Source organism: Marinobacter sp. SS5-14b (assembly GCF_030541005.1).
In the GTDB taxonomy this organism is placed as follows: Bacteria; Pseudomonadota; Gammaproteobacteria; order Pseudomonadales; family Oleiphilaceae; genus Marinobacter.
In genome coordinates, this window is the sequence record NZ_JASSVM010000001.1 from 643,661 (window position 1) to 655,294 (window position 11,634).

Sequence of the window (11,634 nt, forward strand, 5' to 3'; positions counted from 1 at the left end):
GGTATGTCGGAACAGGATCATCCGGAAACCGGAGGTGCCCCTAAGGCACAGTCGCCGGTACACGATGGTGCCAGCTCAGTCGTAACCAGTTCTGACGTATCGCCAGTGGGGCGCGAGGTCAAAAAGACGGGCGAGGGAAAAACCGTTGCACTCACCCTGGGCAGCGGCGGCGCGCGCGGGTATGCGCACATGGGTGCCATCGAAGTGTTGAATGAGCGTGGTTACAAGATTGTCGCGATTTCTGGTTGCTCCATGGGTGCGCTTGTTGGCGGCATGTATGCTGCCGGCAAGATGCAAGAATACAAGGATTGGGTGACAGGCCTGGGGCAGTTCGACGTGCTCAAGCTGCTGGACGTGACCTTTACCTCGGTGGGTGCTATCCGGGGCGACAAGGTATTCTCGGTGGTTCGGGACATTCTGGGCGATACCCGCATAGAGGACCTTCCCATTGCGTTCACTGCGGTTGCCACAGACCTCCTCGCCCACAAGGAGATCTGGTTTCAGGAGGGCCGGATGGATCAAGCCATTCGGGCCTCTATTGCGATTCCCAGTGTGGTGACACCTTTAGTGCTCAATGGTCGGGTTCTGGTTGACGGTGCGCTGCTGAATCCGTTGCCCATCATTCCAACCATTTCTGCCCATGCTGATCTGGTTATGGCGGTGAATCTGAGTGGCGAAGATGAGCAGCCGCGCCGGGTTCCCGATGCCGCCTTTACCGCTGTTGACGATTCGGCGAGTGATATTGAAGAGTGGGTAGACGCCATGCGTGATAAGGCGTCTCGCTGGTTCGACTGGGATACCTTAAAATCCCTGGCGGCCCGAAAGCCGGATAGCGGAGATTCTCCGGAAGAGAAAATAAGCCGCGCGATGGCGAAAAAAGCCCACACTGAGAAAAAAGAAGCTCAGCAGAAAGCTCGTGAGGATGAGCGGCACCTTAATCGGGCCAAACATCGGGAAGAGCATGAAACGATAGACTGGGACAAGCTCGGTATCGGCAAGTTCGATGTTATGAACCTGACCATCGAAACCATGCAGAGCGCCCTGGTGCAGTACAAGATAGCAGGCTATCCGCCGGATCTGCTGATCAACATTCCGAAAAATGCCTGTCGCAGTTACGACTACCATAAAGCGCCGGAACTGATCCGCCTTGGCCGGGAACGCATGATCGCGGCGCTGGATCGCTTTGAGGCCAGCCGGAGCAGTTCCGGCCCCCTGGCGCTTTAACACGGTTGAATGCTGCAGGTGGGTGTTTAATCAGCGTATAATGCCGCCCTCAAATGCTCTGATCAGGAAAGCTTATTTGTGACCAGCCCCGTTGACGATCTGCACACCATCCGCGATTTATTGCGGTATGCCGCCTCCCGTTTTGCCGCGTCGCCGCTTTACTTTGGCCACGGCACCGACAACGTGTGGGACGAGGCGGTTCAATTGGTGCTGCGCAGCGTTCATTTGCCTCTGGAAAACAACAACCTGTTTCTGGACGCCAGGCTGACCCGGAGCGAGCGGGAACTGATCCTCGAGCGTATTGATCGCCGTATCAGCGAACGTGTACCGATTGCTTACCTGTTGGGTGAGGGTTGGTTCATGGGAATGCCGTTCCACATAGACGAGCGCGTTCTGGTTCCCAGATCCCCGTTGGGGGAGTTGCTCGAAAACGGTCTGCAGCCGTGGCTGGGGGGCATCCACGTACACCGTATTCTGGATTTGTGCACCGGCAGCGGCTGCATCGGTATCGGGGCTGCAACGGTGTTTGACGAGGCTGAGGTTGATCTGTCCGATATTTCGGAAGATGCGCTGGCGGTTGCAGAATCCAACATCGAATTGCACGGTCTCGAGGGGCGGGTACGTGCGATCCGTTCAGACGTGTTCGCGAATATTGAAGGCCGGTACGATGTCATTCTCAGCAATCCGCCCTACGTGGATGCTGAAGACATGGCCGACATGCCTGACGAATATCGCCATGAGCCAGAGCTAGGGTTAGCGGCCGGCGAAGACGGACTGGATATTGCTCACCGGATCATTGCCGGTGCGGCGGATCACCTGACCGAAGACGGCCTGCTGATTGTCGAAGTCGGCAACTCCTGGGGTGCCATGGATGATGCCTATCCTGACCTCCCGCTGACCTGGCTGGAGTTTGAAAGCGGTGGTGACGGAGTGTTCCTGATCACGGCCCGGGATTTGCGAGAATGGCAGGCCAGAAAAGCCTGAAGTTATTTATTATAAAACCTCAATAAAGTGCTGAAATATGTCGGGAAATACTTTCGGAAAGCTGTTTACCGTAACCACCTTTGGTGAAAGCCACGGCGCGGCTCTGGGCTGCATCATTGACGGCTGTCCTCCGGGGCTGGAGCTGTCCGAGGCTGATATGCAGGCCGATCTGGACCGTCGGAAACCCGGCACCTCCCGGCACACGACTCAACGTCGTGAAGCTGATGAAGTGCGCATTCTGTCGGGTGTGTTCGAGGGCAAAACCACCGGTACACCGATTGGCCTGATCATTGAGAATACGGATCAGCGCTCCAAGGATTACTCCAAGATTTCGGAACAGTTTCGCCCTGCACACGCGGACTACACCTACACCCACAAATATGGCATTCGGGATTATCGGGGTGGCGGCCGGTCTTCCGCCCGGGAAACGGCCATGCGGGTTGCCGCGGGTGCAGTAGCCCGAAAGTTTCTGGAGCAACGCCTGGGTATACGAATCCGGGGTTACCTGTCACAGCTAGGCCCGATAAAGGCTGAAAAACTGGACTGGGAACAGGTGCATCAGAACCCGTTTTTCTGCCCGGATGCTGACAAGGTGCTGGAGATGGAAGCCTACATGGACGCCCTGCGCAAAGAGGGCGACTCGATTGGTGCACGCATCAATGTGGTCGCCGAGGGAGTTCCACCAGGCCTGGGCGAGCCGATTTTTGATCGGCTGGATGCCGATCTTGCTCACGCGCTGATGAGCATCAACGCCGTCAAGGGCGTCGAGATCGGGGCCGGATTCGGTTGCATTGAGCAGAAGGGCACCGAGCACCGGGATGAAATGACGCCGGAAGGGTTTCTTACTAATCAGGCCGGCGGTGTTCTGGGGGGAATTTCTTCAGGCCAACCGATTGTTGCCAGCATTGCGCTGAAACCGACCTCCAGCCTGCGGCTGCCCGGGCGCAGTATTGATCAGAGTGGTAATCCTGTCGAAGTGATCACCACCGGCCGCCACGACCCTTGTGTCGGAATTCGCGCCACGCCCATTGCCGAGGCGATGATGGCCATCGTGTTGCTGGATCACTACCTGCGCCATCGCGGCCAGAATGGCGATGTGGAAGTGAACACGCCGGTTCTCGGCCAGCTCTGATCACCGGGGGGCGTCACCATCTACTGGCGGCTGTCTAACCTCTACTTCTGGTTCTTTGCCCTCCTTGGAGGGCTTTTGCCCTATTGGTCCCTCTATCTGGAGGGGCAGGGCTTTTCCTATCTGCAAATCGCCAGTCTGATGGCAACCATTCAACTGACCAAGATCATCGCGCCGAGTGTCTGGGGCTGGCTGGGTGACCGCACCGGCCAGCGCGTTCGTTTGGTGCGCTTCGGGGCGATCACCGGCTCCCTGTTTTTCGCGGGCGTGTTTGTGGAGCCGGGGTTCTATGGTTTGCTGCTGGTGATGCTGGCGTTTACCTTTTTCTGGAACGCCATCTTGCCGCTCTACGAAGTCATCACGCTGCGGGCGTTAGGCACCCGCAAAGACAAGTACGGCAAGGTTCGCCTTTGGGGCTCCGTGGGTTTTATCGGCGCCGTGGCCCTGGTGGGCGGGGTGCTGGAACTGGTGTCGATACGCTATCTGCCCTGGCTGTTGCTGCCGGTTTTCGCAGGCATTGCTGTATCGGCCTTTCTGGTTCCGTCGGAGCCTGGTGAGCGCAAAGAACCCGCCCAGAAGGGCAGCCTGAAGGCGATCGTCACTCACCCGGCGGTGGTGACTTTCTTTCTGATGAATTTTCTGCTGCAGGTATCCCACGGGGCTTACTACACCTTTTTCAGTATCCACCTCGCGCAGCATGGCTACGGCAAGCTGTCCATCGGGCTGCTGTGGTCACTGGGCGTTATTGCCGAGATTGTTGTGTTTCTGGTTATGCATCGGCTGTCCCATCGGCTGACGGTGCGCCAGATTGTCCTCGGCGCACTGTTGCTGACCATGATTCGCTGGGGCCTGATTGCAGAGCTGACCTCGGTGGTGCCGGTACTGATCTTCGCCCAGCTCCTGCACGCGGCGTCATACGGCGCTTTACACGCGGTGTCTGTGCAGTACATTCAGGGATTCTTTGGCAAGCACCACCACGGTCAGGGCCAGGCGCTGTATAGCGGGTTGACCTTTGGGGCTGGCGGGGCACTGGGCGCGTGGCTATCGGGCTTTCTGGTGGACGGCTACAGCACCTCCGCGGCCTTCTGGGGTGGTGCTGTCGCCATGGCGGTCGCCATCTTGATTACCTGGCGTGGCCTGCAACCACCGCCAAAAGAATCGTGACCCGGTAGGGTTACGGTTCCGGATTTTCTTCGTCGTCTTCCATTTGCAGGGACAGGCCGCTTCCCGTTGGCCCCTTCGCGCCGGCCGCACTGCCCGCACTCGCTGAGCCGCCCTGGCCGTGCAGCTTGATCTTCAGCCGCAGGTTGTTGGCCGAGTCGGCGTTTTTCAGAGCTTCTTCTTCGGTGATCTTGCCGTCCTTCCAGAGATTGAAGAGTGCCAGGTCAAAGGTCTGCATGCCGAGGTTGGCGGACTTCTCCATGATTTCCTTGATGCCGTCAATCTCGCCACGGAGGATCAGTTCACTGATGGTGGGTGTGCCCAGCAGAATCTCGATGGCGGCGGTACGTTTCTTATCCACGGTCGGAATCAGACGCTGGGAGACAAACGCCCGCAGGTTCATCGACAGATCCATCAACAACTGAGGCCGACGCTCTTCCGGGAAGAAGTTGATAATCCGGTCCAGGGCCTGGTTGGCGTTGTTGGCGTGCAGGGTGGATATACAGAGGTGACCGGTTTCTGCGAAGGCGAGGGCGTGCTCCATGGTTTCCCGATCCCGGATCTCGCCAATCAGGATGACGTCCGGGGCCTGACGGAGGGTGTTCTTCAACGCTTTCTGGAAACTGCGGGTGTCTACGCCGACCTCCCGCTGGTTCACGATGCTCTTCTTGTGCCGGTGAATGTATTCGACCGGGTCTTCAATGGTGATGATGTGGCCTGCGGAGTTGGTATTGCGATAGTCGATCAGGGCCGCCAGAGAGGTAGATTTGCCAGAGCCTGTCGCGCCGACAAACAGCACCAGTCCACGTTTGGCCATCACAACGTCTTTCAGAACCGATGGCAGGCCAAGATCGTCGGCGTTCGGGATATCGGTGACAATGTTCCGGGCGACAATGGAGATTTCATTGCGCTGACGGAAGATGTTGATCCGGAACCGGCCGACATTGCGAATGCTGTAGGCCAGGTTCATTTCGAGCTCCTGATCAAACTCGGCCCGCTGCTCCTCGTCCATGATGGACCAGGCAATTTCCTTGATCACGCCCGGCGCCAATGGCGTTCGGTCAATGGGCTTAAGGGCGCCGTGGAATTTGGCGCAAGGCGGCGCACCGGTGCTCAGATAGAGGTCGGAGCCGTCGTGCTTGGCCAGAATTCTGAGGTAGTCATCAAAGCCCATGAAATCTCCTGCTTTCGTTGTGTTTATGATGGTGTGCCGGTTTCTTCGTCCCGCACGATGTTCAGCATGGCTCTGGCCGCCTGGCTCAACTGGCGCCCGGACAGACCAACCGCGCCCAGCACCCGGTTAACCGCAAACCCCGTATCCAGCTGGCGCAGGCTCTCGTCGGCCATGCTCACCGGCAGTACACTCCAGCCAAGGCCGACACTGGTCATCATCTTGATGGTTTCAAGATAATTGGTCGGTATCTGCTGTTTGAGTGGGAGGTTGGCCTCCAGAAACAAACGGCTGACTGCCCGATACGTTGCTGTGGTGGTATCCGGCAGCAGCGCGGGATACCGTGCCAGATCGGCGAGTGTCGCGGTGGTCTGTTCTGCCAGTTCGTGGCTTGCACCTGCCACGAACGCCATAGGATCGGACCATTGTTCGTATACCATGAACTGGCTTTCCATGCTGTCACTGAGTGTGACAAAGGCCAGCTCTGCGTTACGTTTGTGCATTTGACTGTAAGCCGCGTCGGATTCCATGAACTGTAAGTTGACGGTAACGTTCGGGTAGTCTTTGACAAATCGGCGCAGCCAGTTGGGCAGGTGGTGCAGGCCGATGTGGTGGCTGGCGATGATGTTCAGTTCGCCGGTGATGGTGCCGTCGTCGGAGGACAGGGCGACGCGGGCGTTGTGGATTTCATCAAGGATTTGTCGTGCGTGGGGCAGCAGGCGCGCGCCGGCGTCGGTCAGCCGGATTTCCCGGTGGCCTCGCTCGATTAGTTTGGTGCCCAGCAGGTGTTCCAGGGCCGCCAGGCGCTTGCTGACAGCGGGCTGTGTCAGGTGCAGGGTTTCGGCGGCTTCTGAGAAGGAGCCCTGGTCTACGATTGTCAGGAATGCCTTAAGTGCGTTCGAGTCCATGTCCGGTGCTCATCTTGATCTTGCATCTGATTTGGGAGCATGGAGTTGCTTCACTGAGCCCCTCCCAAAAAACGCTACGAGCACATCCATGTGCGCTTCGCTCCGGCCATCCATGGCCTCCGAGATTTTTGGGAGGGGCTCAGTGAAGCAACTCCGCTAACGATCGAGCCTGCTGTCTGAAAAAATCGTGAATCCACGACCAATGTAGGGGCGCGTTCGGATGGGGGAGCTTTTCAAAACCGTTGAGGGCCAGGGATGGCCCGAAAGAGCCCACATGGATGTGCTTGTAGGCGTGTTTTGAAAAGCTCCCCCATCCGGACGTGCCTGCTACCGTTTTGAAGCCCTTCTCAGGCATAGGGTGCTGATAGTCACTATCGGCGATAACTAGTTGGAATGCAAAGAATGAAAAACATGAATTGGGGTTATTCGTCGCAGAGTAGTAAGATGGCGAAAGTCTAGTCAGAAACAGAAACCCCCAGAGAGTGAGAGAGAACCATGGCGGGCAAAACCTTATATGACAAATTGTGGGACGACCATTTGGTCAAACAGCGGGACGATGGCTCCGCTCTGATCTACATTGACCGGCAACTGCTGCACGAAGTGACCTCACCGCAGGCCTTTGAAGGCCTTCGGTTGGCGGGGCGGAAGCCGTGGCGGATCGATGCCAACATCGCGACACCGGACCATAACGTACCGACCACTGATCGTGATCGGGGCATCGAGGGCATCGTGGATCCGGTTTCCCGCACACAGGTGGAGACGCTGGACAAAAACTGCGATGAGTTCGGGATTCTGGAATTCAAGATCAAGGACCAGCGTCAGGGCATCGTTCACGTGATTGGGCCGGAGCAGGGCGCGACCTTGCCGGGTATGAGCATTGTGTGTGGTGATTCCCATACTTCTACCCACGGTGCCTTTGGCTGTCTGGCCCATGGTATCGGTACCTCTGAAGTTGAGCACGTTCTGGCTACCCAGTGCCTGGTTCAGAAGAAGATGAAGAACATGCTGGTGAAGGTGAACGGCAAACTTGGCGCGGGTGTGACCGGCAAGGATGTGGTTCTGGCTATCATTGGTAAGATCGGCACCGCTGGCGGCACCGGTTACGCCATCGAGTTTGGTGGTGAGGCGATCCGTGGTTTGAGCATGGAAGGCCGGATGACCATTTGCAACATGGCCATCGAGGGCGGTGCCCGTGTGGGTATGGTGGCGGTGGATGACACCACCATCGAGTATGTGAAAGGCCGTCCGTTCTCTCCGAAAGGCGAGACCTGGGACAAGGCCGTTGAATACTGGCGCACCCTGCACAGCGACGACGATGCGGTTTTCGACAAGGTGGTTGAGCTGGACGGCACAGCCATCCAGCCACAGGTGAGCTGGGGCACATCTCCGGAGATGGTAACCGGTGTCGACGGCAATGTGCCGGACCCGGCCAAGGAAGAAGATCCCATCAAGCGTGAAGGCATTGTGCGCGCGCTCAAGTACATGGGACTGCAGCCGAACCAGAAGATCACCGACATTCAGTTGGATCGTGTTTTTATCGGCTCCTGCACCAACAGCCGGATTGAAGACTTGCGTGAAGCGGCTGCGGTTGTGAAAGGCCGCAAGGTAGCGCCGAGCCTGAAGCAGGCGATGGTGGTTCCGGGTTCCGGTTTGGTGAAAGCGCAGGCGGAGCAGGAAGGTCTGGACAAGATCTTTATCGAAGCGGGCCTGGAATGGCGTGATCCGGGTTGCTCCATGTGTCTGGCCATGAACGCCGACAAGCTGGGGCAGGGCGAGCATTGTGCGTCTACCTCTAACCGGAACTTCGAAGGTCGTCAGGGCTTTGGTGGGCGTACCCACCTGGTGAGCCCGGCCATGGCTGCTGCAGCTGCGGTAACCGGCCACTTCGTTGATGTCCGTGAATTGATGCACTGAGCCACAGGAGAGAGACCATGCGCGCATTTACGCAACACCAGGGCATCGTAGCCCCCATGGACCGTTCCAATGTGGACACGGACATGATCATTCCCAAGCAGTTTTTGAAGTCCATCAAGCGCACGGGCTTTGGCCCGAACCTGTTTGATGAATTGCGTTACCTGGACGAAGGCAAGCCGGACCAGGATTGTGCTGGCCGTCCGCTGAATCCGGATTTCGTGCTCAACCAGGAGCGGTACAAAAACGCCAGCGTGTTGCTGGCCCGTGCTAACTTTGGTTGTGGTTCCAGTCGTGAGCACGCGCCATGGGCGCTGGATGATTTCGGTTTCCGGGTGATCATTGCGCCGAGTTTTGCCGATATTTTCTACAACAACTGCTTTAAGAATGGCTTGTTACCTATTGTTCTTGATGAAGAAGTTGTAGACAATTTATTTAAAGAGGCTGAGGCTGCTGAGGGCTACGCTCTGACGGTTGATCTCGACGCGCAGACCGTAACCACGCCGTCCGGTGAGTCGTTTTCATTTGAGGTGGATAATTTCCGTCGCCACTGCCTGCTGAACGGTCTGGACGATATTGGCGTAACGCTTGAAGATGCGGATGCCATTCAGGCTTATGAAGATGCTCGCCGCAACACTGCGCCCTGGTTGTTTAACGCCGGAAACTGATGAACAAGGATTTTGATATGTCCCGTAATGTATTGCTGTTGCCGGGTGACGGCATTGGTCCCGAGATTGTGGCGGAAGCCGAAAAGGTTCTGCATAAGGTTAATGAAAAATTCGGCCTGAATCTGTCCTTCGACACGGCCCTGGTGGGCGGTGCTGCTATCGATGCAACAGACGTTCCGCTGCCTGACGAAACTCTGGAAAAGGCCCGTAACGCCGATGCCATCCTGCTGGGTGCTGTCGGTGGTCCGAAATGGGACAGCCTGCCGATGGCTCAACGTCCTGAGAAAGGACTGCTGGGTTTGCGCTCCAACCTGGAATTGTTTGCCAACCTGCGCCCGGCCATTCTGTATCCGCAGCTGGCCTCGGCGTCTTCGCTGAAGCCGGAAGTGGTTTCCGGTCTGGATATTTTGATTGTCCGCGAACTGACTGGTGGCATTTACTTTGGCCAGCCCCGCGGTGTGCGTGTTCTGGAAAGTGGGGAGCGTCAGGGTTACAACACCTATCAGTACACTGAGTCCGAGATCCGTCGTATTGGCCGGGTTGCCTTTGAAGCGGCTCAGCAGCGTGGCAAGAAACTGTGTTCGGTTGACAAGGCCAACGTGCTGGAAGTGACCGTGCTGTGGCGCGAGGTGATGGAAGACCTGAAGCGGGAATACCCGGATGTGGAGCTGTCCCACATGTACGTGGACAATGCCGCAATGCAGCTGGTTCGTGCGCCCAAGCAATTCGACGTGATTGTGACTGGCAACATGTTTGGTGATATTCTTTCTGACGAAGCGGCTATGCTCACCGGCTCTATCGGTATGCTGCCTTCCGCGTCGCTGAACTCCGACAAGCAGGGCATGTATGAGCCGTGCCATGGTTCAGCACCGGATATCGCCGGGCAGGGCATTGCCAATCCACTGGCCACCATCATCAGTGCAGCCATGATGCTGCGTTACAGTCTGAATGAGGATAAAGCCGCAGAAGCTATTGAGGCGGCGGTCAGTAAGGTGCTGGATCAGGGCTTGCGTACGGCCGATATCATGTCTGATGGCGGCCAGAAGGTTTCGACCCGCGAGATGGGTGAAGCCGTACTCAACGCACTCTGAGCCAGTTCTGATTCGAGACCCGACAGCGGCGCGATGCTGCCGCTGCGGGATCATCCATCCTGTCCCTGCCAGCGATAACGGTAGCGGGCGGGCATAATGTGAGGTTCAAAGGTCGCACATGAAGCGAGTTGGACTTGTAGGTTGGCGTGGCATGGTGGGCTCAGTCCTCATGCAGCGCATGCGTGAAGAAAACGATTTTGCCGATATCGAACCGGTGTTTTTTACCACTTCCCAGACTGGGAAGCCGGCCCCGGACGTAGGCAAAGAGGGTGTTCCGCCACTGCAGGATGCTTTTGATATCGACATCCTGAAAACTCTGGATGTGATTGTGACGTGTCAGGGCGGCGATTACACCACCGAGGTTTACCAGAAACTGCGTGATGCAGGATGGGATGGCTACTGGATTGATGCAGCGTCCACCTTGCGGATGGTCGATCACTCTGTGATCGTGCTGGACCCGGTCAACCGTAATGTGATTGATGCGGCTCTCGACAAAGGTGTGAAGGACTACATTGGAGGCAACTGCACCGTCAGCCTGATGATGTTGGCCCTTGGCGGCTTGCTGGAGCAGGATCTGATCGAATGGGTTGCTCCGATGACCTATCAGGCCGCTTCCGGTTCCGGTGCCCAGAATATGCGGGAACTGCTGAACCAGATGGGCGCCCTGAACGACAGTGTGAAATCCGAACTGGCCGATCCTTCCTCTGCCATTCTGGAAATCGACCGCAAGGTGACAGACACCATGCGTTCCGGTGATTTTCCCACGGAACATTTCGGTGTGCCGCTGGCAGGCAGCCTGATTCCGTTTATCGACAAGCAGCTCGATAACGGCATGAGCAAAGAAGAGTGGAAGGCGGGCGTTGAGACCAACAAGATTCTGGGTCGCAGCGACAGCCCGATTCCCATCGATGGTATTTGCGTGCGCATTGGTGCCATGCGATCCCACAGCCAGGCGCTGACCATCAAGCTCAAGAAAGATCTGTCGGTGTCGGAGATCGAGAGTATTCTGGCCAAGGCCAACGATTGGGTGAAGGTGATCCCGAACGATCGCGACGCGACCATGGCAGAGCTCACGCCGGCCAAAGTGACCGGCACCCTGAGCATTCCGATCGGGCGTATTCGCAAACTGGCCATGGGGCCGGAGTATATCTCCGCGTTTACCGTGGGCGACCAGCTGCTTTGGGGCGCGGCCGAGCCGCTTCGAAGGATGCTCAGGATCCTCCAGGAACGTTAAAAAATGTTACAGCTTGGTCATTAATGCCAACTGTGTCCGGTTTTTCGCAAGCCGGCTAGGGGCGGAGGCTGATTTCAGCGTCCGCCCCTGTTATTTTCAGGAACACTAATGGGTTCCGTCGGATTGATAAAAAAACGGTGCAAGGATTGCGTC

Annotated in this window: 10 protein-coding genes; 8 read left to right on the forward strand and 2 right to left on the reverse strand. The window is 57.2% G+C overall.

What is annotated here, in order from left to right:
* The first annotated feature begins 3 nt into the window (after nucleotides 1-3).
* The 4 genes from QPL95_RS02965 to QPL95_RS02980 all read left to right on the forward strand — a co-directional run bounded on the left by QPL95_RS02965 (nucleotide 4) and on the right by QPL95_RS02980 (nucleotide 4,501).
* Nucleotides 4-1,224, forward strand: a complete 1,221-nt coding sequence (locus QPL95_RS02965; protein ID WP_303289505.1) for a patatin-like phospholipase family protein — start codon at nucleotides 4-6, stop codon at nucleotides 1,222-1,224.
* 78 nt (nucleotides 1,225-1,302) lie between these two features.
* On the forward strand, nucleotides 1,303-2,208 hold the full coding sequence (gene prmB, locus QPL95_RS02970; RefSeq protein WP_303289506.1) for a 50S ribosomal protein L3 N(5)-glutamine methyltransferase: 906 nt from the start codon (nucleotides 1,303-1,305) through the stop codon (nucleotides 2,206-2,208).
* Nucleotides 2,209-2,245: 37 nt separating this feature from the next.
* Nucleotides 2,246-3,340 carry a chorismate synthase gene (gene aroC, locus QPL95_RS02975; RefSeq protein WP_303289507.1) on the forward strand — a complete coding sequence of 365 codons (1,095 nt, stop codon included), beginning with the start codon at nucleotides 2,246-2,248 and terminating at the stop codon, nucleotides 3,338-3,340.
* Between the two features lie 75 nt (nucleotides 3,341-3,415).
* Nucleotides 3,416-4,501, forward strand: a complete 1,086-nt coding sequence (locus tag QPL95_RS02980) for an MFS transporter (RefSeq protein ID WP_303289508.1) — start codon at nucleotides 3,416-3,418, stop codon at nucleotides 4,499-4,501.
* 10 nt (nucleotides 4,502-4,511) lie between these two features.
* Here QPL95_RS02980 and QPL95_RS02985 read toward each other — a convergent pair whose 3' ends face one another.
* Both QPL95_RS02985 and QPL95_RS02990 read right to left on the reverse strand, forming a co-directional pair.
* Entirely contained in the window at nucleotides 4,512-5,672 is a 1,161-nt protein-coding gene (locus QPL95_RS02985) for a PilT/PilU family type 4a pilus ATPase (RefSeq protein WP_303289509.1), read from the reverse strand.
* Between the two features lie 23 nt (nucleotides 5,673-5,695).
* Nucleotides 5,696-6,577, reverse strand: a complete 882-nt coding sequence (locus tag QPL95_RS02990; protein ID WP_303289510.1) for a LysR family transcriptional regulator — start codon at nucleotides 6,575-6,577, stop codon at nucleotides 5,696-5,698.
* A gap of 495 nt (nucleotides 6,578-7,072) precedes the next feature.
* Here QPL95_RS02990 and leuC point away from each other — a divergent pair, with 495 nt between their 5' ends.
* The 4 genes from leuC to asd all read left to right on the forward strand — a co-directional run bounded on the left by leuC (nucleotide 7,073) and on the right by asd (nucleotide 11,481).
* Nucleotides 7,073-8,491, forward strand: coding sequence for a 3-isopropylmalate dehydratase large subunit (leuC, locus tag QPL95_RS02995; protein ID WP_303289511.1), 1,419 nt, complete (start codon nucleotides 7,073-7,075; stop codon nucleotides 8,489-8,491).
* A 17-nt stretch (nucleotides 8,492-8,508) separates the two neighbouring features.
* A complete protein-coding gene (leuD, locus tag QPL95_RS03000; protein ID WP_303289512.1) occupies nucleotides 8,509-9,156 on the forward strand; it encodes a 3-isopropylmalate dehydratase small subunit in 648 nt (215 codons plus the stop codon).
* Between the two features lie 17 nt (nucleotides 9,157-9,173).
* Entirely contained in the window at nucleotides 9,174-10,247 is a 1,074-nt protein-coding gene (leuB, locus tag QPL95_RS03005; RefSeq protein WP_303289726.1) for a 3-isopropylmalate dehydrogenase, read from the forward strand.
* Between the two features lie 118 nt (nucleotides 10,248-10,365).
* Nucleotides 10,366-11,481, forward strand: coding sequence for an aspartate-semialdehyde dehydrogenase (asd, locus tag QPL95_RS03010; protein ID WP_303289513.1), 1,116 nt, complete (start codon nucleotides 10,366-10,368; stop codon nucleotides 11,479-11,481).
* The last annotated feature ends 153 nt before the right edge of the window (nucleotides 11,482-11,634 follow it).

What these genes read in the sequence shown, in the direction of transcription:
- QPL95_RS02965 (WP_303289505.1), top strand. Translation starts at nt 4, where the DNA reads ATGTCGGAACAGGATCATCCGGAAACCGGAGGTGCCCCTAAGGCACAG.
- aroC (WP_303289507.1), top strand. Translation starts at nt 2,246, where the DNA reads ATGTCGGGAAATACTTTCGGAAAGCTGTTTACCGTAACCACCTTTGGT.
- QPL95_RS02985 (WP_303289509.1), bottom strand. Translation starts at nt 5,672, where the DNA reads ATGGGCTTTGATGACTACCTCAGAATTCTGGCCAAGCACGACGGCTCC.
- QPL95_RS02990 (WP_303289510.1), bottom strand. Translation starts at nt 6,577, where the DNA reads ATGGACTCGAACGCACTTAAGGCATTCCTGACAATCGTAGACCAGGGC.
- leuC (WP_303289511.1), top strand. Translation starts at nt 7,073, where the DNA reads ATGGCGGGCAAAACCTTATATGACAAATTGTGGGACGACCATTTGGTC.
- leuD (WP_303289512.1), top strand. Translation starts at nt 8,509, where the DNA reads ATGCGCGCATTTACGCAACACCAGGGCATCGTAGCCCCCATGGACCGT.
- leuB (WP_303289726.1), top strand. Translation starts at nt 9,174, where the DNA reads ATGTCCCGTAATGTATTGCTGTTGCCGGGTGACGGCATTGGTCCCGAG.
- asd (WP_303289513.1), top strand. Translation starts at nt 10,366, where the DNA reads ATGAAGCGAGTTGGACTTGTAGGTTGGCGTGGCATGGTGGGCTCAGTC.